General features: G+C 37.4%; 28 protein-coding genes. 23 read left to right on the forward strand and 5 right to left on the reverse strand.

Going from position 1 to position 26,289, the window contains the following annotated elements; translation table 11 throughout:
- Positions 1-132 precede the first annotated feature (132 nt).
- The gene (locus RKD52_RS01885) at positions 133-408 is read left to right on the forward strand and encodes a hypothetical protein (RefSeq protein ID WP_454098432.1); all 276 of its coding nucleotides are present in this window, start codon (positions 133-135) and stop codon (positions 406-408) included.
- A gap of 18 nt (positions 409-426) precedes the next feature.
- Here RKD52_RS01885 and RKD52_RS01890 read toward each other — a convergent pair whose 3' ends face one another.
- Both RKD52_RS01890 and RKD52_RS01895 read right to left on the reverse strand, forming a co-directional pair.
- Complete coding sequence (locus RKD52_RS01890; RefSeq protein ID WP_454098433.1) at positions 427-882, reverse strand: YwpF family protein; 456 nt, start codon at positions 880-882, stop codon at positions 427-429.
- A gap of 97 nt (positions 883-979) precedes the next feature.
- Positions 980-1,390, reverse strand: a complete 411-nt coding sequence (locus tag RKD52_RS01895; RefSeq protein ID WP_029284937.1) for a helix-turn-helix domain-containing protein — start codon at positions 1,388-1,390, stop codon at positions 980-982.
- Between the two features lie 293 nt (positions 1,391-1,683).
- On the opposite strand from RKD52_RS01895, the gene RKD52_RS01900 reads away from it, so the two are divergent.
- The 4 genes from RKD52_RS01900 to RKD52_RS01915 all read left to right on the forward strand — a co-directional run bounded on the left by RKD52_RS01900 (position 1,684) and on the right by RKD52_RS01915 (position 3,400).
- Entirely contained in the window at positions 1,684-2,082 is a 399-nt protein-coding gene (locus tag RKD52_RS01900; RefSeq protein ID WP_454098434.1) for a hypothetical protein, read from the forward strand.
- Positions 2,083-2,239: 157 nt separating this feature from the next.
- Positions 2,240-2,617: a single-stranded DNA-binding protein gene (gene ssb, locus RKD52_RS01905; protein WP_454098435.1), complete on the forward strand. Its 378-nt coding sequence runs from the start codon at positions 2,240-2,242 to the stop codon at positions 2,615-2,617.
- Positions 2,618-2,861: 244 nt separating this feature from the next.
- Positions 2,862-3,014 carry a hypothetical protein gene (locus tag RKD52_RS01910; RefSeq protein WP_454098436.1) on the forward strand — a complete coding sequence of 51 codons (153 nt, stop codon included), beginning with the start codon at positions 2,862-2,864 and terminating at the stop codon, positions 3,012-3,014.
- Positions 3,015-3,160: 146 nt separating this feature from the next.
- Complete coding sequence (locus RKD52_RS01915; protein ID WP_454098437.1) at positions 3,161-3,400, forward strand: hypothetical protein; 240 nt, start codon at positions 3,161-3,163, stop codon at positions 3,398-3,400.
- 235 nt (positions 3,401-3,635) lie between these two features.
- Here the strand turns inward: RKD52_RS01915 and RKD52_RS01920 are convergent, their stop codons facing one another.
- Entirely contained in the window at positions 3,636-6,392 is a 2,757-nt protein-coding gene (locus RKD52_RS01920) for a DEAD/DEAH box helicase (RefSeq protein ID WP_454098438.1), read from the reverse strand.
- On the reverse strand, positions 6,382-7,992 hold the full coding sequence (locus tag RKD52_RS01925) for an SWIM zinc finger family protein (protein WP_454098439.1): 1,611 nt from the start codon (positions 7,990-7,992) through the stop codon (positions 6,382-6,384). The genes RKD52_RS01920 and RKD52_RS01925 overlap by 11 nt, the downstream gene beginning before the upstream one ends.
- A 258-nt stretch (positions 7,993-8,250) precedes the next feature.
- Here RKD52_RS01925 and RKD52_RS01930 point away from each other — a divergent pair, with 258 nt between their 5' ends.
- From RKD52_RS01930 to galE, 18 genes are all read left to right on the forward strand, one after another.
- Positions 8,251-8,394 (forward strand): hypothetical protein, encoded by a 144-nt coding sequence (locus RKD52_RS01930; RefSeq protein WP_454098440.1) that lies wholly within the window; start codon positions 8,251-8,253, stop codon positions 8,392-8,394.
- 156 nt (positions 8,395-8,550) lie between these two features.
- The gene (locus RKD52_RS01935) at positions 8,551-8,682 is read left to right on the forward strand and encodes a hypothetical protein (protein WP_267881656.1); all 132 of its coding nucleotides are present in this window, start codon (positions 8,551-8,553) and stop codon (positions 8,680-8,682) included.
- A 230-nt stretch (positions 8,683-8,912) separates the two neighbouring features.
- On the forward strand, positions 8,913-9,662 hold the full coding sequence (locus RKD52_RS01940) for a YveK family protein (RefSeq protein ID WP_454098441.1): 750 nt from the start codon (positions 8,913-8,915) through the stop codon (positions 9,660-9,662).
- Positions 9,652-10,350, forward strand: coding sequence for a CpsD/CapB family tyrosine-protein kinase (locus tag RKD52_RS01945; protein WP_454098442.1), 699 nt, complete (start codon positions 9,652-9,654; stop codon positions 10,348-10,350). The genes RKD52_RS01940 and RKD52_RS01945 overlap by 11 nt, the downstream gene beginning before the upstream one ends.
- Positions 10,351-10,476: 126 nt before the next feature.
- Positions 10,477-11,241, forward strand: coding sequence for a tyrosine-protein phosphatase (locus tag RKD52_RS01950; RefSeq protein WP_454098443.1), 765 nt, complete (start codon positions 10,477-10,479; stop codon positions 11,239-11,241).
- A 218-nt stretch (positions 11,242-11,459) separates the two neighbouring features.
- On the forward strand, positions 11,460-12,788 hold the full coding sequence (locus tag RKD52_RS01955; protein WP_454098444.1) for a UDP-glucose dehydrogenase family protein: 1,329 nt from the start codon (positions 11,460-11,462) through the stop codon (positions 12,786-12,788).
- A 15-nt stretch (positions 12,789-12,803) separates the two neighbouring features.
- Entirely contained in the window at positions 12,804-13,691 is an 888-nt protein-coding gene (gene galU / locus RKD52_RS01960; protein ID WP_454098445.1) for a UTP--glucose-1-phosphate uridylyltransferase GalU, read from the forward strand.
- A gap of 15 nt (positions 13,692-13,706) precedes the next feature.
- Positions 13,707-14,387: a sugar transferase gene (locus RKD52_RS01965; RefSeq protein ID WP_454098446.1), complete on the forward strand. Its 681-nt coding sequence runs from the start codon at positions 13,707-13,709 to the stop codon at positions 14,385-14,387.
- Between the two features lie 63 nt (positions 14,388-14,450).
- Positions 14,451-14,906, forward strand: coding sequence for a PssD/Cps14F family polysaccharide biosynthesis glycosyltransferase (gene pssD / locus RKD52_RS01970; RefSeq protein ID WP_454098447.1), 456 nt, complete (start codon positions 14,451-14,453; stop codon positions 14,904-14,906).
- On the forward strand, positions 14,903-15,391 hold the full coding sequence (pssE, locus tag RKD52_RS01975; protein ID WP_454098448.1) for a PssE/Cps14G family polysaccharide biosynthesis glycosyltransferase: 489 nt from the start codon (positions 14,903-14,905) through the stop codon (positions 15,389-15,391). The genes pssD and pssE overlap by 4 nt, the downstream gene beginning before the upstream one ends.
- 31 nt (positions 15,392-15,422) lie before the next feature.
- Positions 15,423-16,490 (forward strand): glycosyltransferase family 4 protein, encoded by a 1,068-nt coding sequence (locus RKD52_RS01980; RefSeq protein ID WP_454098449.1) that lies wholly within the window; start codon positions 15,423-15,425, stop codon positions 16,488-16,490.
- A gap of 109 nt (positions 16,491-16,599) precedes the next feature.
- Positions 16,600-17,961: an O-antigen ligase family protein gene (locus tag RKD52_RS01985; RefSeq protein ID WP_454098450.1), complete on the forward strand. Its 1,362-nt coding sequence runs from the start codon at positions 16,600-16,602 to the stop codon at positions 17,959-17,961.
- 38 nt (positions 17,962-17,999) lie between these two features.
- The gene (locus RKD52_RS01990) at positions 18,000-19,037 is read left to right on the forward strand and encodes a glycosyltransferase family 2 protein (protein WP_454098451.1); all 1,038 of its coding nucleotides are present in this window, start codon (positions 18,000-18,002) and stop codon (positions 19,035-19,037) included.
- 24 nt (positions 19,038-19,061) lie between these two features.
- Complete coding sequence (locus RKD52_RS01995; RefSeq protein WP_454098452.1) at positions 19,062-20,246, forward strand: polysaccharide pyruvyl transferase family protein; 1,185 nt, start codon at positions 19,062-19,064, stop codon at positions 20,244-20,246.
- Positions 20,247-20,322: 76 nt separating this feature from the next.
- Positions 20,323-21,864 (forward strand): lipopolysaccharide biosynthesis protein, encoded by a 1,542-nt coding sequence (locus tag RKD52_RS02000; RefSeq protein ID WP_454098453.1) that lies wholly within the window; start codon positions 20,323-20,325, stop codon positions 21,862-21,864.
- The gene (locus tag RKD52_RS02005; RefSeq protein ID WP_454098454.1) at positions 21,843-22,832 is read left to right on the forward strand and encodes a glycosyltransferase; all 990 of its coding nucleotides are present in this window, start codon (positions 21,843-21,845) and stop codon (positions 22,830-22,832) included. Before RKD52_RS02000 ends, RKD52_RS02005 begins: the two co-directional genes overlap by 22 nt.
- Positions 22,833-22,837: 5 nt before the next feature.
- Positions 22,838-23,848 carry a nitroreductase family protein gene (locus RKD52_RS02010; RefSeq protein WP_454098455.1) on the forward strand — a complete coding sequence of 337 codons (1,011 nt, stop codon included), beginning with the start codon at positions 22,838-22,840 and terminating at the stop codon, positions 23,846-23,848.
- 26 nt (positions 23,849-23,874) lie between these two features.
- Entirely contained in the window at positions 23,875-24,855 is a 981-nt protein-coding gene (galE, locus tag RKD52_RS02015) for a UDP-glucose 4-epimerase GalE (RefSeq protein WP_454098456.1), read from the forward strand.
- 228 nt (positions 24,856-25,083) lie between these two features.
- Here the strand turns inward: galE and RKD52_RS02020 are convergent, their stop codons facing one another.
- Positions 25,084-26,283: a BCCT family transporter gene (locus RKD52_RS02020; protein WP_454098457.1), complete on the reverse strand. Its 1,200-nt coding sequence runs from the start codon at positions 26,281-26,283 to the stop codon at positions 25,084-25,086.
- Between the last annotated feature and the right edge of the window lie 6 nt (positions 26,284-26,289).

The raw sequence follows: 26,289 nt of genomic DNA on the forward strand, positions 1-26,289 counted from the left end.
ACAAGTAAAAGATCAGCTTCTCTCATTAAGCATCTATCTAAACAGAGCCTATCTTCTGCCCGCCCTCACATAAAATCCTCCACAATAACACACCCTAACCCCGAACAACCACTACGAAAGGAGCAACCCAACATGAAAAAGAAATGGTACCTGCTAGCAGCAGGATCTCTGCTTGCGATGATGCTTGCAGCGGGATGTCAGGATGATCAGGATCCGGCGCCTCCAGAGGATAACAACATGGAGGAGGAAGTGCCGAACGACGAGACGCCTCCGGCTGAGGAAGAAACGGAAGACGACATGGAGCAGGATATGGAAGAGGATATGCAGGAAGACGAAGGCAAGATGGAAGATGAGATGCAAAAAGATGAGAAGCACATGGAAGAAGATATGAAAAAAGATATGAAATAAGCAAAACAAAAAGTCCCTTCACGGTTGAGGGGACTTTTTGGTGTGGATTTCTCGCTGTTCGTTGAGTTTTTGTCTGAAGGCGTGGGCGAGTTCGTCGCCGTGAAGACCTTTGGTGAGCAGGTCGCCGAGGACTTTTTCCGGCTCGCTTTTGGATTTTCGGGCGAGCATGCGGCCTTCAAATAATACAGATATATGCTCTTCAAGGACCATAATGGATTTGATGTTTGCCATAATTTCAGCAGGCTTGTTCGTTTTTTTGGATATGGTGACATAGAGGCGGAGTTCGTCCTGCTGCTTTGACAGCGATTCAAAGTATTCATTCTGGTCTTTTGGCAGCAGCGCTTCGATCATCCAGTGATTTTCGCCGTCTTCTTTGTTGATAATCAGTCCGTCCGATAGGGAGATTTCGTCAAAGCTTACGCCGTTTTCTCCCTCAAGTTCAATTGTCAGTCCCACGAGTCTAAACGTTTTCATAAACACCCTCCTTGGTCCAGTTTATCGTTCTCATATGGTTATTGTTACATTATACCATACGAGAAGAGCGGGGCACCAAAGGAAGGGATGAGCCAAATTATTCAATTATCTTCTGTATCTCCTGAATCGCATGCACAATGACGTTCTCCGCATGCTTCCGGTTCTTGGATTTCATCATCATAAGCCGCTCGAGCTGTTCAAGCATCTGAGGCGTTTTCACTAAATATTCCACAATCTCAGATAGCTGGTGCTTCGTTTCATACCGCTCATAAACCTCATGCAGGATTGTATTTTCAATTTCTTCGCGGCCAAGCAGCTGATCGATGCTGACTTCAAACGCGTTGCTGAGTGAAATCAGGTAATTGAGCTCTGGTGCCTGTTCCCCTGTCTCAAGGCGTGACACAACCGAGCGGGACACGTTCATCCGTGCAGCCAGATCCTCCTGCGACCAGCCGTATTCCTGCCTGTAGAATTTCATGTTCTTCTTCAGTGTTTCCAGTTCTTTCATCAGGAGCACCTTCATTTCCGTGTTTCAAGCACTTTACTCATATCGTAAAGTAGCTGGTCCGGCGCAACTGTTCAGTTTGCGGACAAACGAATGAATGTGCGAAGAATGAACATCCTTCTGAAAAAACAGAAAAAGGGAGAAAAATCATTTCTAGAGACGGATAACCGAGCTTGAAAGAGATTTATTACACATTTTGACAATAAATAAGAAGATATACCCATTATTTGAGATTTTCAAACATCTTATCTTTTGCTATTTTGGAATAGTAAACATTTAAGAAAAGAGGATGATTAGTGGAAACCTTCAAACTTAAAACCATTTCAGTGAAAGACCTTCAGGCGTCAGGAGGATTTGTGCGGGAGGGACCGGCTGACATGCCGATGACACTTAGAGTAGGGGAAATCACCTGCGGAAAAGTAAAGCACCACCATTTTCAGGTCAACAGGGAATCCGCAGTAGAAATTCTGTATGAAGCACAAAACAAGCAGCAAATGGTCCGGATTCTATTGGACTTATTTAAAAATCACCTATCCATCCACTCGTACATGTGGACGAATGAAACAAACCGCTATGAACAAACAGCCATCGAAGAACAGCTCATGACATCAAAGGGCTTTCAAACCATTCTCCAAAGCATCACGTTTTCAGGCAGTGATCAGCAATCCTATCTCTTTCAGCTTCATAAAAAATAGCTATATGCGAAATGAATGACGCTTGAATCCAAATCAAAACGATATTTTCCTAAAGTAAAAACTTCATTATCACCCGGCAAAATTCGATTTTCACGATTTTTCCTTGGCTCCAAAACCCGTTACAATGGTCATGCAAGCTAAGGAAAGGAGGAATCTCGTGATCAACTCAGTTGTGCTCGTCGGACGTTTAACGAAAGATCCGGAAATGCGCTACACAGCAGACGGTGCCCCCGTCGCCAACATCACACTTGCAGTCAACCGCACCTTCAAGAACGCATCAGGTGTCATGGAAGCAGACTTCGTCAACTGCACCCTCTGGAGAAAAACCGCAGAAAACACGGCAAACTACTGCCGCAAAGGCTCCATCGTCGGCGTCTCCGGCCGCATTCAAACCCGCAACTACGAAAACACAGAAGGCAAGCGCGTCTACGTCACCGAAGTCGTAGCCGATTCCGTGCGCTTCATGGGCGGACAAACCCGAGAACTGGCCGTAACCGAAAAACCGCAGCCGCTGCAGCAAACCCAGCCGCAGTAAGAACAGGTTGCACCTCCCTCACAGACAGAGAATCAATGAACGCCCCGTTTACCCACACACTTTGGCCGGCCGGATTGAATCTGGCTGGTCGTTTTTGATTTAAAGAGCCAGTGAGGTCCTGTGCACTCCAGTTAATGGTGAAAAGACTTTAAAAAATAAAGAAAAAGAATGACTTTTGTATAAAATAGTTTATTATGTAATAAAATCCCTTTTATTCTTTCCAAAACGGATAAGGAGTAAAAATATGAAAAACGCCTACCAAAAAAAGCTCATTGAAAAGAAATATAAAGAGATCATTAAGTACAAAAAAGAAGAAAAGAAACATACCAGGGAGGCGTTCTTCGTTATTATCTTCTTTGTCTCAATTTTTGTTTTAAATATGTTTTTTGATTTATGAAAGATATGAGGTTAACACTGCTCCTTGAGGCACTTAGTATCAATCATAGTGCTTGTAACTTCTACTGCTTTGTCAGGAGAGTCCCCCTTAAGCTCAAGTGAAATACATATCCAAATAGGTACAATAAAATCATGGAGGTGTCTATCATGGAAGAAGTGCAAATCAAAAAGCAAAATCCACAAGGCAATAGAATCGGGCTAATGGTCTTCATACCGTTGGTGCTCGCCAGCTTTATGCCGCATATCTCATGGATTTATATTATGGGTGTGCTGATTTATGGCTATCACATCTATCTTAATCGGAAATCAAAGATGTTGATCTTGAAACATATAGGATCTTTTTTTGGCTTTATATTGTTTGTTTATCTATTAGAACGATTTTTTTAAAGGACGGGGGTCCTAAGCTGTTCCTTATACGAGTAAAATGTCTCTTACTTCCCAAGAGTAAATGTATCCCCGTATCTACTTCCACTCAAAAAAACCAGCTCCCCAAAAAGGAACTGGCCACACAAATCTATTTTCCAACCTTCTTCCCAATCAGCTCATACAGCTTCCGCCATTCGGGACTCATGGTGTCTTTTTCTTTCGACTGTTCTTGTTTCTTGGCCATGTCGCACGCCTCCTAGCTCATGGATAGGGTGAAGAGCTCTTCGAGTTCGTCTGTTGAGAGCTCGGTGATCCAGCTTTCGCTCTGGATGATTTCATCATTCAGGGACTGTTTTTTATCCAGCATGACGTCGATTTTCTCTTCGATGGTGCCGGTTGTGATCAGCTTGTGCACGTGCACGAAGCGGCTCTGGCCGATCCGGTACGCACGGTCGGTTGCCTGGTTCTCGACAGCGGGATTCCACCAGCGGTCGTAGTGGACAACGTGATTGGCGGCCGTCAGATTCAGCCCGGTTCCGCCGGCCTTCAGGGACAGAATCAGAATCGTATACTCCCGGTTCTGGAACTGCTCGACCATCTTATCGCGCGCAGCCTTTGGCACACTGCCGTTCAAGAACAGCACCTTTTCCCCGAACTCACGCTCAAGCAGCGACTGAATCATTTCTCCCATCCCGATATACTGAGTGAAAATCAGCAGACTCTCATCCTGCTCGCGGATTGCACCTACAAGTTCCAGCAACTTCTCGATTTTGTGAGAACGTGTCGTCACAGACACCGCACGCTCTTCCTTCAAATAAAGCGCAGGATGATTGCAGATCTGCTTCAGCTTTCCGAGCATCTTCAGGATCAGCGCCTTCCGCTGCATGCCTGCAAGCTGTGAGACCTGGGCGAATGTATCCTTCACAAGCTGCTCATAAAGCGACGCCTGCTCGACGGTGAGCGGGATGTACTCTTTTTGCTCCTGCTTTTCAGGCAGATTCAGCGCCACCTGCTCATCGCGCTTCGTGCGTCGGAGCAAGAACGGCTTGATCAGCTGCTGCAGGTTGCCAATGATCTTTGGATCGCGGTCCTTCTCGATTGGCAGCACAAACTTCTTATGAAAGCTGTGCAGACTGCCAAGGAATCCGGTATTGATAAAATCAAAAATCGACCACAGTTCCGTCAGGCGGTTCTCCATCGGCGTCCCGGTCAGGGCGATATGGTGATGGCCCTTCAGCTTGCGGATTGCCCGAGACTGCTTAGTATGAGCATTTTTAATGTTCTGCGCCTCATCCAGGCAAATCGTGCTCCATGGAACAGCCGCAATCTCCTCGTGATCTGCGTGAGACAGGCCGTATGACGTCAGCACAATATCGGCACCGGCAATCGACGCGGCAAAATTTTCGCCTTTAGCCCTGTTCGGTCCGTAGTGGAGATGTACCTTCATATCCGGCGCAAACTTCTCAATTTCCTTTTGCCAGTTGCCCAGAACAGAGGTAGGGGCAATAATCAAAAACGGCGCCTTCATGTTCTCATGCTCGAGTACATAGGCAAAATAAGCGATCATCTGAATCGTCTTTCCAAGACCCATATCATCTGCCAAACAACCGCCAAACTTGAACTTCCGCAGAAACAGCAGCCAGTCAACGCCCTGCTGCTGATACGGACGCAGCTCGCCGATAAAGGAAGCGGGGACATCATGTTTCGGAATATCCGTTGTCTGCGTCAGCTGGCGCAGCATCGATTTCATCTGCTTATTCAGCTCAATATGAATATTCGCAAATGCACGCGCATCCATGATCTCATCCTCATCATCACGCGTATCCGCAAGCTCCTGCTGCAGAATATCGGAAAAATGCAGGCCTTCTTTTTCCGCCTTTTTCAAAATCGACTGCACATGCTTGATAAAAGCGGGGTCTAGCTTGATCCACTGTCCTTTAAAGTTCACAAGACGGCGGTTCGCGTTCACCATTTGCATGAACTCATCTTCGCTCAGCTCCACACCGTTAGTAGAAAACCGCCAGTTAAAATCAATCAGCGAGCTCATGCCGACAAAGGACTGGCCGCGAGGGGAGGAAGACATCTTCGCCTTAAGCATCACTTTAGAATCGCGGACAACCTGCCACCACGACGGCAGAAGAATTTCTACACCAGTATTCACAAACGTCTCACTCGCACTCGTAAGGAAGAGCCACGCCTCATCCTCTGATATATGGGTGTTTCCATTCTTAAACGACAGCCATGGCACAATCTCCTCGAATCGCTGCTGTTCTCGTTCAATCCGGTCCATATAACTGCGCCACGGAGCGGGAAGATCCTTCAGCCCCTGGAAAAGATGAAACGAATCCGGATTTTTCCGGTCACGCAGGAACAGCTCAAGCTTCCAGTCATCCCCGTCATAATCCGGCTCATTCAACCGCAGGCCAATCGTAAACGGCGCATCATCAACAAGGTAGCCGATTTTCTCAAGCCAGTCTCGTTCATCCAGAAAATGACCTTCAAACGTTTCGGCAGCCCCGTACGCATTCACTATATCGCCCCACGCTACGCGTAGATCAGGGTTCTGCTCAATCAAATCATTCACAGCAGCCGACAGCCAGTCAGCCGTAAACCCTTCAAGCTCTCCGGCCGTATCGCGCCATCCGAACGAACCGCCTTTCCAGCGCTCGTAATCCGGTATAAAATCGCCCGATACGATACAGTCGTATATCGCTTCCGCTGCATCGATAAGCGATACGGCATCTCCGCTGTACTCGATATCAGCAAGCGAATTCGTCGTGTCTTTTCCAATCAGCTCGACCATCATCCACGGCGACAGGAGCACAGAAGGGACGCCGATATAGCTCACGTCCTCAAGCATCGACCCGTAGAAAGAGGATTCATGCCAGGCGAAAAGATAGCGCCTCATATGATTGGTGCCGAGCACTTTCTCATCCTTTGTCGTACACCAGATGTAAAAATGAAAATTCTCGATTTGTTCGGTGTGAACGGAGATCTTCAAATCATTCAGCATGAATCAACTTTCCTCTCTTCAGCTCCTCCTGAAAAGCCCGCAGGCGCCGGTGCTCATGCGCAAGCTTCTCAAGATAGATCTCAAATTGACTTTCCTTCTTCAGCTTCTTATATAACGTGCGCGCTTTTTTCAAATACCGCACGGCAAATTTATAATTGCTCCGCGTTTTCTGGGCAATTTCATGGCGTATCGCATGGTGATACACAGTTAGCAGAGACTCAGGACTTTCCTTCTCGACAACCTTCAGCAAATCGCGGTCGATCTCATACAGCTCAAACCCGAGCAGCAGCTGCAGCTCCGCCCACGTCTTAAACTGCTTCCGGTTAATCAGAAAATGGTGATACTCCGCATAGCTGAAAGGAAGGGCGGCGCGGCAAGCATTTTCATACATCCGCTCTTCCTTTGACTGCATCGAATAGTCCGCGAGCAGATCAAGATAATACCGGATCGATCTCCGCTTTTCTTCATATGGTAGTTCGCTGTTGATATACGCATCAATCTTTCCGTGCATAACTGTAAACCACTTGCCGGCACGTTTCCAGTTTTTCCGGGAAATAATATCTTCCACCCAATCATACAAAACGACAAAGCCCGCATCCGAAAACATTTCCATTTTCTCAAACAGGACATCGTCATTTCCAAGCAAATACTCCATATGCAGAAGGGCTAGCCCGTATTCAGGCTTCATTTCCTCACTTTGCTTTTTCTGAAGCCACTCCGCCTCCTCGGCGACCAACTTCTTTTGGTTCAAAAGAGCCGTCCAAAGCGAGCGATATATGCTCAGCCGTTCATACTGCAAATGGGGACTGACATCCAGCAGTTTCCGGAAAACTTCTATACTATCCTTTAACAGACCGTCAATCGAAAACGGCAACGCAAACTTCCGCATCTCACGCAGCTCATAAGTAATCGTATCAATGCACTCTTCTGTATAGGAATGATACATATTCTGAAACATATGACCACCCGGATTCGTCTCATTAATTAGACGGAGCATCCGGAACAGCACATCGAGATTGGCGTGAATCAGATAAAAGCGTCTGAGATCCGCATCTTTGGGAGCCTTCTTCTTAAGCGCAGGATAATAATGGTTGTACAGGCTTTGGAGCTGCTGCACTGTGCGCTGCCGATTCCCGGCCCATCGCCCGTATTCATACTCAAAATACGCAAGCCAGCTCTCAAGCGAATCGTCCTTCCACTTCACAGGAGAAATCATTTGGCTCGCCGGCTTCAATTGGGCCAGAATTGCCCTCTGGGCCTTGGCATTCCAGGCGTCCATATACGTTCCGACTGCATCGGTACTTGCATATAAATAAAGAAAGGCAGCCGCAGCATGACGGCAAGGAAAAGCCGCAGGACACGAGCACGAGCTCATCGTGAAAAAATCAAGCTCAAGCACCACCCGCACAGGCGTCACATCCTGCACATTCGCCTTCACCGTGTGCCCGTCAATCTTGACATTATAAACACTGCCCTGCCGATACAGCATCAAACCCTTTTTCATCAGCTGCCGATCATCCTCCGAATTCGGCGAAAGCATATCCTGCAGCTGCTCACCCGCATGCAGAATCAGTTCTTTATCCAGTTCGTGCTGAAGCATGGCGTACCGCTCCTTTTTGATTTATATAAATAAAAATGTTGTGATCTTCACTATAAGTACATCTCTTTATTATAACTGAAATTGCCAAAAGGAGAAAACGTTCCACAACATTTCAATTTTAGGTTTAACGGAAAGAAAATTCGGGGACATAAACATTAGTTCGACACGAACGCTATAATATAGTTGCCAGCCGACACTAAACGCAGTATAATCTGCTTGTTGTATATTTTTGTAAAAAAGAGAAAGGAAATTTGTAGAATGAAAGAAAACAGTTTGAAACAAGAAGAACTTCTGCAAATTTTAATGAGCGCCTACCAGAAAGGCGAGCATTCAAATGACATTACCACCAAAGAACTGCTCGATGAGCTGATCCTCCAATTCAGAAAAGTATATGCCTCTTAATAAATGAACACCGAAAAGAGTCCGCAGTGAAAAGTGTGCGGACTTTTTTCGTCTACATCCTACCAAAGGTCTATTAAACTATTACTAAACCTCACCGATAATTAAGACATAAACATTTAGACATTTGTCGACAAGATTCGAGGGGGATTATTTACAATGAGTCAATGGATTACACCAGAGGAAATGGAACGGAAGAGAGAACTGAAAAAGCGCGTCGTTACTGTAACCATTCCGGTTTTAACAATTGCAATCACAGCGCTTGTAACCGTTTTAATAAATGGCCTATAATTCGTCAGGAGATTCGCGTTTATGCGGGTCTCCTTTTTGCATTGGAAAAAAATTAATACACAATTTACAAATCCTTGTTATAATTGTCATTATTGTTCAAGAAAAACCAATAATTGATAAAATATGAGGAAATTATCACTTTTACTGTAAAAATCTGTAGCAAATCACTAGGTCTTTTAATATAATACTCTTTGTGCTTTTTCGATTACATACAAAAAATGGAGGTCAACATGGAAGAAAACATCAGCTTGAAAGGGCTGTTTCAAACTTTAAAGAAACGTCTTTCACTCATCATCATTATCACGGCCATCGCCGCAGCCACAAGCGGACTTATCAGTTTTTTTGTTCTTACTCCCATCTATCAATCTTCTACTCAAATACTAGTGAATCAGGCTAAGAGTGATCAGCAGTCATTTAATCCAGGCGAAGTGCAAACGAACCTTCAACTCATTAATACTTATAACGTAATCATTAAAAGTCCAGCAATCCTTGACAAAGTCGTTCAACAACTTGATTTAGACATGTCAAGCAGCCAGTTAAATTCAAATGTAACGGTTGCCAGTGAACAGAACTCTCAAGTAGTGACCATATCTGTACAGGATGAAAAGCCAGAGCAGGCAGCTGAAATTGCAAATACAATTGCAACGGTCTTCCAAAATGACATCGCTAAAATTATGAATGTCAACAATGTAAGTATTCTTTCAAAAGCAGACTTAGGGACAGATCCTTCTCCTATACAGCCTAAACCACTATTGAACATTGCGATTGCTATGATTGTGGGTCTAATAGCGGGGGTAGGACTTGCGTTTCTTCTTGAATATTTGGATAACACGATTAAGACAGAAGAAGATATTGAAAAACACCTTGGTCTTCCTGTATTAGGAGCAATTACACGCATTGATATGGAACAGGAAATGCAAAATCAAAAGAATGTGCAAACGAACGTTGAAAGAACGAGAGGTGAGAGTTTTGGCTCGTAAAAATCGGAAAGAGCTGTTTCAAATTCAAAGCAGAAGTCTAGTTTCAATGACAGCTCCAAAATCACCAATTGCAGAGCAGTACCGGACAATCCGTACGAACATTCAATTCTCAACGGTTGATGAAGAGATTACATCTATGATTGTAACGTCAGCTGGACCAGGCGAAGGGAAATCAACTACAGCAGCGAACGTTGCAGTCGTATTTGCTCAACAAGGTAAAAAAGTCTTATTGGTAGATGCAGATTTAAGAAAACCAACAGCACATTACACGTTTAAAGTAGACAACCTCTCAGGATTGACTAATGTCCTAACAAAGCAAACAAGCGTTACTCAAGCTTCTAAATACACAGATCAAGAGAATCTTTATCTCTTAACAAGCGGACCGATCCCTCCGAACCCATCTGAATTATTGGCCTCAAAAGGGATGAAGCAGCTGATTGAAGATGCAAAAAGAGACTTTGATATGATTATTTTCGATACGCCTCCAGTACTTGTTGTAACAGATGCACAGATTCTTTCAAACATAGTCGATGGTGCTCTGCTTGTAGTCAGCAGTGGTAAAACGGACCTTGAAGGAGCGAAAAAAGCAAAGGATGCTCTGGTACAATCGCAAGCTAAGATCTTGGGTACAGTCCTTAATAACAAAAAACAACAAGATAGTCAGTATTACTATTACGCAACAAAATAATGAATTCGACAATATTCGAATCTTTTGGACTAGGTCCAAGTATAGTGTTATCTTGAATTTTTAACAAAAGTAAATAGGCATTATAAATCTTAATGCCTATTTTTATTTTTATGGGCGGTGGTTCTTATGATTGATATTCACTCACATATTTTACCCGGGGTAGATGACGGAGCGGCAACTCCTGAAGAAGCGATTCAAATTGCTAAAGCGGCAGTGGAAGAAGGCATCACTACAATTATCGCCACACCCCATCATCAAAATGGCAAATACATAAACGGCAAACAAAGCATTCTAAAAAACGTTGAAGCACTAAACACACTACTTCGAAATGAAACCATTCCTCTAACCATATTACCTGGGCAGGAAACACGAATTCATGGAGACTTGATGAATGAATTAGAAACCGACGTCATCCTGCCGCTCAATCACACCAACTATGTTTTTATCGAGCTTCCCTCCGGTCACGTACCTAGATACACGGAGCAAATGATGTTTGATCTTCAGCTCAAGGGACTTACACCAATTATTGTTCATCCAGAACGAAACGCAGAATTCTTAGCAAACCCTGATCTCTTGTACAAGCTTGTAAGTAAAGGAGCACTTACTCAGATTACATCATCGAGCATCACGGGGAACTTCGGAAAAAACATTAAGAAATTCACCCTGCAGCTTGTAGAAGCACAATTAACTCATTTTCTCGCATCGGATGTTCACAGCTTGAAAAATCGTCCGTTCAGATTAGTCGATGGATATATCGTTCTTAATAAAGAATTTGGATCTCAGGCTGAGTACCTATTTAAAGAAAATGCTGAACTCCTCGTGCAAAACTTAACAGCCTTCAGGTTGGATCCAACAAGAATAAAGAAAAAGAAGTTCTTAGGAATCTTTTAAAAAGGAATTGGTGATGCCTCCTCCACCCTTATCAAAGGAGGCACTCGGCTGCATTGTGGGTGAGGGACCTTAGACGCCTGTCGTCAAAAGTGTGGTGTGAGGATGGGTTGAATGCCCAATATTATTAATATTCAAAATACTTAACGAAAGAGTGTTACAAGGGGATCGCTATTCCTTTACCTATTTTAATTATAAATGACAAGAAAAAGGTGAACGTAATGAAAATTGCAGTTGTGGGAACTGGGTATGTTGGTCTAGTGACTGGAACCTGCCTGTCTGAAATTGGCCACACTGTTACATGTATTGATATTGATCAAAAAAAGGTCGATAAAATGCAGGCAGGAATATCTCCAATCTTTGAGCCAGGACTGGATGAACTCATGTTGAAGAACATTAATGAAAAGAGATTGTTTTTCACATCGGACCATGCTGAGGGTTTTAATGGAGCAGATGTTATTTATATCGCTGTTGGCACTCCTGAAAAAGAAGATGGTTCTGCCAACCTGACATTTGTTGAACTAGTAGCAAAAGATATTGCTACGAATGTGAAACAGGATGTAGTAGTTGTAACTAAAAGTACGGTCCCTGTTGGAACGAATGACTGGATCAAAGAAGTAATCCAAAGTAATTTATCTCACGATGTGAGAGTAGAGATTGTCTCGAACCCCGAATTTTTAAGAGAAGGCTCCGCTATTTATGATTCTTTCAATGGCGATCGAATTGTCATTGGTTCGAATTCAGAGAAAGCGGCAGTTACCCTAGAAGAAATTAACAAGCCATTCGGACTTCCGATATTCAAGACTGATATCCGCAGTGCAGAAATGATTAAATATGCTGCCAATGCATTTCTTGCAACAAAAATCAGTTTCATTAATGAAATTTCAAATATATGTGAAAAATTGAATGCCAACGTTGAAGACGTAGCAAACGGAATGGGCCAGGACAGTAGAATTGGCTCTCAGTTCCTGAACGCTGGCATTGGATATGGTGGATCATGTTTTCCGAAAGATACTAAAGCACTTATTCAAATTGCAGGGAATGTAGAGTACGATTTTGACCTATTAAAAGGTGTAGTCCGGGTTAATCAAAAACAACAGGAAATCCTACTGAATAAGCTTGAAGATCGATTTGAGAGTTTAAAAAATAAAAAGATAGCGATTTTGGGCTTAGCATTCAAACCAAACACAGATGATATGAGAGAAGCAGCTTCCATTGTAATTGCGAATCATTTAATTAAAAAGGGCGCAAATGTAATTGCTTATGATCCTGTATCAATGTTAAACGCTCAAAAAGTTCTTGATAACAAAGTGAATTTTGCTTCAAATGCAGCTGAAGCTTTAATTGATGCAGATGCCGCACTAATTCTCACAGAATGGAATGAATTTAAAGATATAAGTTTGAAAGTATTCCAAGAGAAAATGAAATCACCTATTATCTTCGATGGCCGCAATTGCTATGACCTTGAAGTTGTTAAGAATCACAACCTAGAATATCACTCAATGGGTAGAAAAACGATAAATACCTTAAATAAATCAGCTGTTAACTAAAAAGGGGAGTTCTAATTGAAGAAAGTAAGAAAAGCTATTATTCCAGCTGCGGGATTAGGAACACGCTTTTTACCTGCCACAAAGGCAATGCCAAAGGAGATGCTTCCTATTGTAGATAAGCCTACAATCCAATATATCATCGAAGAAGCCATTGAATCTGGAATTGAAGACCTAATTATCGTGACAGGCAAAGGCAAAAGAGCGATTGAAGATCATTTTGATCATAACTTTGAACTTGAACAAAATCTAATAGAAAAAGAAAAATATGATTTGCTTGAAAAAGTAAAACATTCTTCTGGAATTAACCTACATTACATCCGCCAAAAAGAACCCAAAGGTCTTGGACATGCCGTATGGTGCGCACGTAAATTTATCGGAAACGAACCGTTCGCAGTATTGCTAGGGGATGACATTGTACAAGCTGAAACACCATGCTTAAAACAATTAATCAACGAATATGACAACACTGGAACATCTGTTATTGGCGTTCAAACGGTTGGAAATGATCAAACACATCGTTATGGGATTATTGATCCTTTGACAAAAAAAGGAAAGCTTTATCAAGTAAAACGGTTTGTGGAAAAACCAAAGCAGGGTACGGCCCCGTCAAATCTGGCAATTATGGGACGGTATATTTTAACACCAGAAATTTTTGAACTTTTAGAAAATCAAGAAACAGGTGCAGGCGGAGAAATTCAGCTGACAGATGCTATTCAGACATTAAACGAGAAGCAGCATGTCTATGCTTATGATTTCGCTGGGAAGCGATATGATGTGGGTGAAAAATTCGGCTTCATTCAGACGACAATTGAATTTGCCCTGCAGCATGAAGACCTTAAAAATGATTTGGTTGAACTCATGCAAAAACTGGTTGAAAAGGAAACTCTAAAATTATCGAATTAAGGAAGTGGCGCGGAAATGTCAGAGTGGGCAAAGGAAAGTACGGCACAGTCCTCGCAAAATCAGACAATCGTAAATTTTAATACAACAACGTCTACGTACAAACTTGTTAAGCGTTCTATGGATATAACAGGAGCTCTTTTGGGAATTATTCTTTTGAGTTTTTTATTTATAATAGTTGCTATTGCAATTAAACTTGAGGATCCAAGAGGACCAATCTTTTTTACACAAAAAAGAGTCGGTAAAAACGGAGAAGAGTTTAACATGTACAAATTTAGGTCAATGGTAAGCGACGCCGAAGTGAGATTGAAAGAATTACTGGCATTTAACGAAGTAACTGGCGCTATGTTTAAAATGAAAAATGATCCAAGGATTACAAGAATTGGAAAAATAATCAGGAAAACAAGTATTGATGAGTTGCCTCAGCTGTTTAATGTCCTTAAAGGGGACATGAGTTTAGTAGGTCCGCGACCTCCGCTTCCAAGAGAGGTTGAGCAGTACACTGATTATGATAAACAGCGACTATTTGTTACACCTGGTTGTACTGGTGTGTGGCAAGTTAGTGCAAGAAACAGTGTAGGCTTTCGTGAAATGGTAGAAATGGATCTTTACTATATAAAAAACCAATCTGTAATTACAGATATCAAAATTCTATTTAAAACAATTATTGTCTTATTCGGTTCTAAAGATGCGTTTTAATACAAATATTTTCAACGCTCTAAGGAATTTACATTATAGAATTTAATGAAAGGAGGACTTCATTTGAAAGTTTGTTTTACAGCATCATCGGGTGGGCATTTAGAGCAATTGATGATGTTATATCCTATGATGAAAAAGCACGAGAGTATTATTGTTACTGAAGATACAGAATATAAATTTGATACAAAAGGGATTAAAACTTATAAATTAAATCAAATTAATAGGCGAGAAGTTCTATTTTTTTGTAAATTCACAATTATCTTTCTAAAATCATTGGAAATTTTCTTGAAAGAAAAACCCGATATATTAGTTTCTACAGGTGCTTTAGCTACTATTCCAATTTGTATAATTGCCAAGATGTTTAAAAAGAAAATAATATTTATAGAATCTTTCTCTAAAATTAATTCCCGTACAATAACTGGTAAATTCATGTATAAGATAGCAGATTTATTTATAGTTCAATGGGAAGATATGAAAAAATTATACCCAGATGCTATATATGGGGGTGGGATATATTGATTTTTGTTACTGTAGGATCTCAGAAATTTCAATTCAATAGATTGCTCGAAGAAATTGATAAGTTAGTGTTTAAAAAAATAATTAGCTCGAATAATATTTTCGCTCAGACTGGTTACTCTTCATATCAGCCAGAATTTTACGGATTTAAAGATTTTCTGAATAAAGATGAATTTGTAAGATATATTGATCAAAGCACAATTATAATTACTCACGGGGGAACTGGTTCGATTATTAACGGTGTTAAGAAAAACAAGAAAGTTATCGGTGTCCCTAGGATGAAAGAATTTGGGGAGCATGTAGATAATCACCAGGTAGAAATAGTTAATCAGTTTTCTAGCTCGAATTTGATATATGCGGTAGAGGATATAAATGATATTGGAGAAGCCATTGAAACTGTTGTTGCAATGGATTTCGAATCGTACGAATCAAATACTAAGAATATAATAAGTATATTAGAAGAATTCATCCAAAAAAATGATTATTAATAATATTAATAGTGTCAGAAAAGGAGCAACCATGAAGGTACTTATGATTGGCTCTCATTTACGTGTAACGGGTGGTATAACCACGGTGTTAAGGAACTATGAAGAGGCGGGTTTATCAAAAAAAGTTAATCTAGAACATTTACCTACTTATTTGGGGAGCAAAAATGTAATAAATATATTGTATTTTGTTTTACAGTATTGCAGGCTGGTATTTAAGTTGTTTTTTATTAACCGAACTTACGATGTAGCTCATATTCACATGTCCTATAGAGGTAGTTTTATCAGGAAAATGTTAATAATTAATTTATTGCACAAAAAAAATATACCAATTATTCTTCATATGCATGGCTCTCAATTTGAAAAATTTTACAATGAAAGCTCTATTAAAATGCAGAATATAATTAAGAGCACCCTTAACAAGACAACATTAATTATCGCGTTAGGCGACCAATGGAAAAAATACTATGAAGGATTGAGTACCGCAAAAGTAGTTAGTCTAGATAATGCTGTCTTTCCAAAAAAAGAATCTGATAAAGATACAGATAAGTTATATATTTCGACAATGGGTATTTTATCTGAAAGAAAGGGAACTTACGATTTAATTGAAGCTGCTTCAAAAATAAAAGGTCAAATCAACCCTGAGTATAAATTTTTGATAGCTGGTGATGGAGAAATTGATAAAGTTAAACGAAAAATTAAAGATTTAAACTTGGAAGATATGTTTGTGATTCCTGGATGGATTTCAGATCAATCAAAAATAGAGGAAATTTATAGAAATAGTATTTTATATGTTCTCCCTTCTTATAATGAAGGGATGCCAATGTCAGTTTTAGAAGCAATGAGTTATGGCTTGCCAGTAATAACTACTAACGTTGGATCTATTACCTCGGTCGTAGATGAAGAAAATGGTTTTATTCTTAAGCCTGGTGATATTGATTCTTTAGCAGAATGTCTACTATTTTTATTAAATAATACTTCCTTACATGAAAAGTATAAAAAAAACAACATGAAAAAAATCGAAGAAAAATATAACATATTCCGTTCTGTTGATAAGATAGTAAGTTTGTATAATAGTGTAAATCTAAATAAATCTAAATAAATCTAAATAAATCTAAATAAATCTAAATATACTAATAAACAATAGTAAAGATTTAAAGGAAATACTGAATTCCTAAATATCACTAGATTTTTCTGAAAAAGGTGTAACTATGTTAATTAATTGGATCGGCAGCAAAAGTGTTAACAAATATTTGGTATATATTTTTATAACTTTTCTAGGAGTAACTCTTGGTAGCTTGGTAAGTTTGTATTCAGTATTACCTTTAATAATACTTGCTTTTCTTAGTATAAGTATATGGTTAATTAGTAAACCAAATAATATTCCATTATTGTTACTAATATTATCTTCGCTTTCACTAAATCTATTGCTTACGTTTTCAATTTTTGGATTCGATGCTTCTACTTTTTACAAGCTTTTAATTATAATAGTAATGTTATTTTCCATTCGGTATTATGGTATTAATCTTCTGAATTTACTTCCTGTAATTTCTTTGTTTATGATATTAGTATTTTCCTATACTTTTTCTTCTTTTCATCCAAGGATGAGTATGGTCGATCCCTTTATTTCTTTTATAGGTTTAGTAGCGCCATTTACAATATTGTTAGTTAAATGGAAAACACCAATCTCGAATAAAATCATTTCGATAATTCCGTTATTATCCATATTTAGTGTTGTTGTTGGTTTTATCCTAGCTCAAGCGGGTTTACACGACTTTATTCTTGAAGAATACTACGGTGGAAAAAGGTTACAAGGAGCGAATATTGGACCGCATTTAGCAATGTTAGCTTTTTTAGGAATGTCTATTAGTTTAATAGAGATAAAAAGACGTCCTGATAAAAAGATGTTTTTCTTTTTTATGGCCATTTTAAACTTTTTGATATTGCTAAGTACCGGAACAAGAGGCGCATTAATATCTTCTATATTCATAATCCTGGTTTTTATTTTTAATCAGTTGAAAGAAATTATGAAAGGTAAAATTTATGTTTTAGTACCAATAGGCATATTCGTTATAACAGTTATTACGCTATTAATTACTCAATGGGAGAATCTTATTGTTAGATCTTTCAACGCAAATGCAGGTAGTATCGGTATAAACCTCTCTGGAAGAGACATTGCATGGAAATACTTTATAGAAAATGCAGTTGGGTCAGAAATTTTTGGTCAAGGTCTTGGGGCTGTTTTAGTTGCAAATGATGGAAGTCTTTACAGTGGCTTTACTGTTCCTCACAATGAATATATTAGGTTTTATTTTGATAGTGGTTTTATTGGTGCAATACTAATTTTCATATCTCTTGGAATAATACTGGTAAATATAGTGCTATGTTTACCCAATAATATCCGAATTTTATTCTTAAGCCTCACTATAGGTTTTTTTGTATTTACTTTTGTAGATAATACCCTTTCAACAATTCAATTTGTAGTCCCATTCTGTTTTTATCTATCCGCTATTAAATCTTTTACTATAATTGAAAGATTTGAATTAAACACTAAAGATTATTCCCAACTGTAAATGTTAAATAATGAATTAATATTTCCTAAGGAGTAGAAATGAAATTAAGTGTAATTATACCTACCTATAATTTAAGTTTTCATATTTGTAAAACTTTAAGTTCTCTTACTAATCAAAACGAATATGAGTATGAAGTAATAATTGTTGACGATGGATCTACGGATAGGACTTCAGATATAGCTAGGGAGTATTTATGTAATAATAGTTTTAGAAATTTTCAGGTGATTGAAAAAGAAAATGGCGGTGTTAGTTCTGCTAGAAATACAGGTATCAATTATGCAAAAGGTGACTATGTACTATTTCTAGATGGAGATGATTTGGTTAGTGAAAGATTAATGCAGACTCTCGAAGAGCATTTAGATGGACAAAATGACGTTGTATGCTGGGGTTATGATAGAGTCGATCAAAACAATAATATTATTGAACACTATTTTAGTAAATATAAAAATCTTAATCAATTCTCAGGTTATCAAGGAATAAAAAATATTATTGTGGAAGAGAAATTATTTATAGCTATAGGCAGTGCTGCATATAAAAGATCAATTTTATTAGATAAAAATATTAGGTTTACAGAAGATTGCTCAAATGGGGAAGATCAAGAATTTATTTATAAATACTTATCTGAATCCAGCAAAATTAAATTTGTAAATGAAGTTTTACTGTTCTATGTTACTAGAATAGGATCAATCTCTAATAGTTATAATATTAGGAAATTCGATGTATTCAATGCGATGAAAAGAACAATAAACTTTTTTGAGAGCAAGCAAAATTATGAGCTTAGTGAAATGTCTAATTATATCAAAAATAATTTTATAGTTAGAACATACTTAGTGAATTTTTTTACATGTGTTAATTATGATTATAACTCTTCGAAGAATACTAATGCTAAAGCTAAGGACTTGTTACTAGAGATAGATAAACACTATCCAGGCTTGAATAAAGAAGTAAACTATTTAATGGGTAGATTTCAAGGAAGTACTAAGCTTAAGTTGCAGGTGAAATTGTTTTTATTCTCTCCAGTAGTATTTATTAATATGATGAGAATAAAAAAAATAATTAATAAAATATTTAACTAGTTTATTTAAAGGGGAATCTTGAAAGTGAACATATATATATATAATTGTCCCAATACATTTAATTATGGATCAATGATGATGTGTGAGAATTTTATTAGTTACTCAAACAAGATATTAGGAAATGACAACAAATATTTTGTTGAAACTGATGATGAAATAAATATCTTAAGATTGAAAAATGCAACAAAAATCGAAAATATTCATGCTGTTAGAATGGATTCACTATTCAACAAGGGTATAAAAAAGATTGACTATTTAAAAAGCTATTCTGGTTTAAAAAATGTTATTGATAAATCTTCAAAAGAAATTGATTTGGTCGTCGTGCTAGGTGGAGATGATTTTACAGAAGATTATGGTTGGAAAGGACCAATCTTAAATGCAATAAAATTTAATTTGTTAAAAAGAGCTGGTTTGAAAGTCATAATGATAGGTCAAACAATGGGTCCCTATGAGAACTTTAGAGAACCAATAATGAAGCATCTATTGAGCAAACTAGATATGATTTATCCAAGGGATCCTCTTACTTACGAATATCTAAAAAAAATTAATTTGAAGAATATAGAAATTACAGATGATTTAGCTCTAATAGCTTTAAATAATCAAAAAGAAGAAGAAAGAAATCAGAAATATATAACGTATTGTCCTAGTGAATTGATCTATAGATATTCAAAAGAAGGCAATCGCCAAGATTGGATAGAATTCAATTTATTTATGATAGATGAAATTCTAAATAAGTTTCCAGAAAAAAAACTTTTGCTATTGCCGCATGTATTATTACCAAAACATGTAGACGATAGAATCATTGCTAATGAGTTATATGAACTTATTAAAGATAAATACAAAGACAGTGTTATTATATTTAATGAAGAAATGTATCCAGCTCAAGTAAGGAGTTATATACAACAATCGTATTTTACAATTTCAAGTAGAATGCATCCTATTGTTTCTTCAATTCAATGTGAAATTCCATCTATAGCTCTATCTTATAGTACGAAGTATTGGGGAATCATTGGAGAAAGATACGGCTTGAGCGAATATATAATTGATGTAAGGCATCTAAACTATAATGAGATGAAAGTAAAGTTCAAAAACCTTATTGACAAAATAGATGAAGAATATATTCAAATTCAAACTCTTATGAAAGAAAAAAATAAACAAGCAGAAAACTCAATAATTAAAACTATAAAAGAAATTAAGTCTATAAGTTGATTAAAAAGGCCAAGAGATTGGCCTTTTTAATATAAAATGGATAATTAAATCAGGAATAAATACTTGGAGATAAGTAATGAGAACTAAAAACTCTATTCTTAATTTTACAACTGGTATTGGAATAAAATTAGTAAGTCTAATATTAAATTTTATTTCAAGAACGGTATTTATTAATGTCCTTGGAATAACATATTTGGGAATTAACGGACTAATGTTGAATGTGATTTCTATGTTATCAATTGCAGAATTAGGCATTGGAACAGCAATCACTTTTAGCTTGTATAAGCCAATCGCGAATAATAATATTGAACAAATGAAGATACTTATGAATTTTTATAAAAAAGTTTATAGGTACATAGGGATTTTGGTTCTTGTATTAGGTTTAATATTAATGTTGTTTATTGATTTCTTTATAAAAGATGCTAATGGAATAAATAATCTAGAATTGATTTTCTTCATGTATATTATTAATACTGTAATTCCATATTTTATTAACTATAAAGTAGTACTATTGGTTGCTAGTCAAAAGGAATATATGCTATCGACTACATATGTATTATTTAATGTGTTAAGCGTAACTGCGCAGGTATTAATCTTAATTTCTTTGGAAGACTTTATACTATATTTGTTGGTAAATACATTAATGTTAATAATACAAACACTATTTGTGAACGCTAAAGTAATGAAAATATATCCATTCTTGAAAGAAAAAAATATCGGAAAATTATCAGAAAGTGATCTAGGCACCATTACCAAAAATGTAAAAGCGATGATATTTCACAAAATAGGTGACTTCAGCATTAATGGTACTGACAATTTAATTATGTCAGCTTTCATTAGCTTAAGTATTGTAGGAATTTACTCGAATTATTTATTAATAATTTCGTCAATAACTACCTTTGTAACATTATTTTTTACTAGTATAACAGCTAGTATGGGAAATTTAATCGCCACAGCTTCTGATGAAAAAAAAATAGAGATATTTAAAATGATTAATTTTATAGGATTTTTGATATATAGCTTAATATCAATATGTTTTTATAATTTACTTAATCCAACTATAGAGATTTGGATTGGAAAAGAATATACGTTGCCACAAGAAATAATTTTAATAGTTATAATAAATTACTATTTAACTGGAATGAGAATTCCTGTTAATACTGTCAAAACAGCTGCAGGTCTTTATGATATAGACAAATTTAGTCCTCTTATTCAGGCTGCAATTAATTTAGTCGCATCATTGATTCTAGTCCAGTATATGGGTCTTATGGGAATATTTTTAGGGACTTTAATTTCAAGTATATTATTACCATGTTGGCAAAGACCATATTATGTCTATAAATATATATTTAATACCTCATCTATGCCCTACTTTGTTGTATATCTAAAGTACTTGATTATTTTAACGTTATTAATCGTTTTTACTAATTGGATAAATACCGAGATTATTATAGGAAGTTCTATCGTAGACTATTTCTATAGAATAATTTTTTGCATATTTTTTTCAAGCATATCATTAGTCTTAATTTTCTATAGAACTCATGAATTTAAGGAGTTAATAAAAATTCTTAAATCTATATTAAAGGAGAAAAATAAATGGAGAAGAAAGTCAGCATAATTACTCCTTGTTATAACGGAGAGGAGTTTCTAGGACGGTATTTAGATTCGGTATTAAATCAAAGTTACAATAATCTAGAGGTTATACTGATAGATGATGGATCTACTGATAAAACTTCAGATATAGCAAAATCTTATGAGAGAAAATTCCTTGATAACAATATTGAGTTTTTGTATATTTACCAATCAAATAGAGGTCAAGCGGAAGCTCTAAATAAAGGATTGAAAATTTTTAAAGGAGAGTATTTAACGTGGCCAGATTCAGATGACATTTTATCTACGGATAGTATTGAAAAAAAGGTTAAATTTTTAGAAGAAAATAATGAATATGATATTGTGAGAAGTGATGCCCAAATAGTGAACGAGAACAATACATCAAAAATATTAAATTATTTTGCAAAGGACAATTCTAATAAATTCAAAGAAGATTTGTTCTTAGATTATATTATTGAGGATAAAGTTTGGTTTGCTCCTGGATGTTTTATGGTAAGAACAAAAGCATTTCTAGAGGTAAACCCAAATAAAAAGATATACTCCAAACAAAAAGGGCAAAATTGGCAAATGTTATTACCAGTTTTTTATAAATTTAAATGTGGTTTCATAAATGAACCTCTTTATACTTACGTAGTCAGAAGTGAAAGTCACTCTCATAAAATTATAAACTACTCAGATTATTTAATTAGGACATATGAACATGAAGATATACTCAATCATACAATTGCGTCTATTCCAATGGATAAGCTAGAAAAAGAACTATATTTAGATAAAGTTAAAGAAAAATATACACGGAAAAGGTTCTATTTAGCAATTAAACTTATGGATAGAACATTATTAGATGATGAATTTACTAAAATGAAAAATATATTTACTACATCATTAAATGACAGGTTACTATATATTTTGACTAAAACGAAATTAATAAACATTTTGATAAAGTTAAAAAGAAGAATACTTGATAGAAAAAGGTGAGTTAAATGAAGAATTTTATAAAAAAAATTATTTCGTTAAAAACAAGACAAAAAATTAAAAGACTTAAAGTATTTATTTTAGCTCAATTGATTATTAATTTTTCAATAGATTTAATAAAGTTTATAAAGTATTCAAGTACATTTGATACTAAAAAAACTAGGGAAAGCCATGAAGCTAGTTTGATATTTTATTATCACAAGATTGAGAAGGGTCTTTCATTACCTAAGCCAAGACCAGGTTTTGGAAAAGAACATGTATTTTATCTAGTAGGATTATTGGAGGATTATGTAAAAAAATATGGTTGGGATGATGTTTCTAAAGTTTCTTTAAACACCTTAAATGTCTACCATGACTTTAATTATAGAAATAATATAGAAATGAAAAATCTAGCAGAAAGAATTAGAAACTTAAATGCAGTACTTCCAACAGAAGGTAAACTACTAACTGGAGGAGTAGAGGAATTAAAAAAAGAAGACATCTGTAGAAAATTTATAGATTTTAAAGATCTTGTCAACTCCCGATATAGTATTAGGAATTTTGCAGATAGTGAAGTTAGTTTAGAAATTATTAGAGAAGCTGTTGAGATTGCTCAAAAAACACCATCAGTTTGCAATAGACAATCAGCAAGAGTACATATATATAGTGATTTAAAGTTCAAAGAATCCGTCTTGAATCACCAAAATGGAAATGCTGGTTTTGGAGACCAGGCAAGCAAAATAATTATTGTCACAACAAAAATTGAAAGTTTCAATGGGGCACATGAAAGGAATCAGAGTTATATTGATGGGGGAATGTATTCGATGTCTTTGATATATGCTTTACATTCATTGGGAGTAGGGACTTGCCCCCTCAACCTATCTTTAAATAATTCGCAAGAAAAAAACCTTAAGAGAGTTGCGAATATTAGTGATAAAGACGCATTAATAATGATGATTGCTGTTGGGAATCTTCCTAACAGTTTGAAAGTTGCTGCTTCACATAGACGAAAAGCAGAGGAAGTAATTACGATTCATTAAGTCAATTAAAATAAGGAGTAATGACCATGATATTAGTCATCGGTGGAGCAGGCTACATTGGCAGCCATGTAGTCAAAGAACTTTTAAATACACACGAAGTGATTGTGCTGGACAACCTTTCAACTGGCCACCGTTGGGCCATTGACGAGAGAGCTACTTTTGTAAAAGGTGATTTGGGAAATGTCGAAGACTTGAAATCTCTTTTCTCAACATATCCTATTGATGCAGTTATGCACTTTGCGGCGAGTAGCCTTGTTGGAGAATCAGTCTTAAACCCAATGAAGTATTATTTAAATAATGTTTCCTCGACGCTGACTTTATTAGATACGATGCTTGAATTTGGGATAAAGAAGTTTATTTTCTCGTCTACGGCTGCCACATATGGAATACCAGAAGTAGATATGATTACCGAAGAAACAGTTACGAATCCAATCAATCCTTATGGACAATCTAAGCTGATGGTTGAACATATCCTATCTGACTTAGCTGTTGCACAAGATTTAAAATATGTTGTTTTAAGATATTTTAATGCTGCTGGAGCTTACAAAAGTGGAGAGATTGGGGAAGAACACGATCCTGAAACGCATTTGATTCCTATTATCTTGCAGCATTTGCTTGGACAGCGTGATAATATCTCAGTTTTTGGTTCAGATTACGATACGGAAGACGGTACTTGTATTCGTGATTATATCCATGTTACAGACCTAGCAAATGCACATATTTTAGCATTGGAAGCACTTTTGAATGATACTAAAGATACCGCTACTTATAACTTAGGAAACGGTCTTGGTTATTCAGTAAAAGAAGTGATAGACATGTGCGAAAAGGTAACGAATAAAAAAGCGAATGTCTTGATGAGTGAACGTCGTGCAGGAGATCCGGCATGGTTAGTAGCTTCTTCTGACAAAATTTATAATGAATTGGGTTGGAAGACTGAGTACTCTCTCGAGGATATTATTTCTACCGCTTGGAATTGGCATCAAAAGCGAATTATGATTAAACATTAAAAAAGCTGTCGTGCATTTTTATGCATGACAGCTTTTTCATTAATATCACTATTACACTTAATTTATGACCACGAACCGAGCAATCAGTGACGTCTTCTGAAAAGGTTAATCTATGTGCTCCATCATTAAAAACAGCTGTTCGACAGTGTTTCTTCCAAATAGATTTAAGTCAATATCCATTTTAGAGATTTTCGGGTGCGGGATGCGTGTTTTATGTTCTTAAATTTTTTACCCTGCCTTGTGCTGCTTCTTCTCTCCCCCCATTTCTCCCACCGTCCTATCATACTTCCCAGGCTCTTTAGCCACTTTTATAAGAGCGAAAACAATCCCGATAACCAAGAAAACAGCAGGCACTCCGCCCAAATTAGAAAGCATTTTAATTCCATCGATTTTAGCAAAGCTGATCATCACCCAAGCGACTGCGCTAATGGTGATACCCCATATGACTTTAATGAAGACACCTGGTTCCGGGCTTTCAGGTGTAATTCCCTTGGAGCTGATTCCTCCCATTGCGGCCAGTGTAGAATCGGCTGAGGTCACGAAGGAGATGAAGACGATAAACAGGTAAAGCGGGATGATGATTTCTGATAGTGGCAGGGTTTCCAGTGCCGCATAGACCAGGGCTTCCGGTCCGCTGTTGGTTAAAATATCACCAAACTTCCCGTCGTTCATCTGCAGATAGATGGAGGTGCCGCCAAAGATGGTCATCCAGATTCCGCCGAAAGCGGCAGGTAAGGCAAAGTTCACGATGATAAAGGCTCTTACTGTATGCCCGTATGCAATTCGTCCTAAGAACAGGGCTGTAAGGGCAGCCCATGAAAACCAGTTTGCCCAATAAAAGGTGGTCCACCATTGCGGCCATTGGTCATTTGCTGCTGCGCCGGTAAATAAACTTTTTTCAAAGAAATGTGTTAAATAATGGCCAAAAGACTCCGTTCCTAGGTTCAAGATATAAGAAGTAGGTCCGACTAAAAAGATAAAGATGATGATAAACAGAAATAATTTAAAATTGATGTCTGAGAGGATGCGGATCCCTTTCATGAGTCCTGTTGACGCTGAGATAATGAATGTTGTCATCACAAATGCTGCAATGATAGCCCATAACAGCGGGGCACTTTTGAGCCCGGATAAGTAATTGACTCCGCCTGCTAAGTTGAGAATGCTTGTCCCCATGGCTGCTGCCATACCTAAAGCTAATGTGTACAGACATACGGCATCAAGTGCTTTGCCCCATTTGCCGTGTATCTTTTTTCCAAGGAGCGGAGCGAGAGTTGAGCCTATGCTGAAAGGCTGTTTCATGTTGTAATAAGCAAACGCAAACATTAATGCAGGGATGCAGTAAATGGCGTAGGGAGTGATGGTCCAGTGAAGGTACATGGTTGACATCGAGAAGATCGCTGCCCCTGCGCTGTTAGGTTCCAGATTCATGCTTTT

Source organism: Metabacillus sp. SLBN-84, assembly GCF_053629595.1.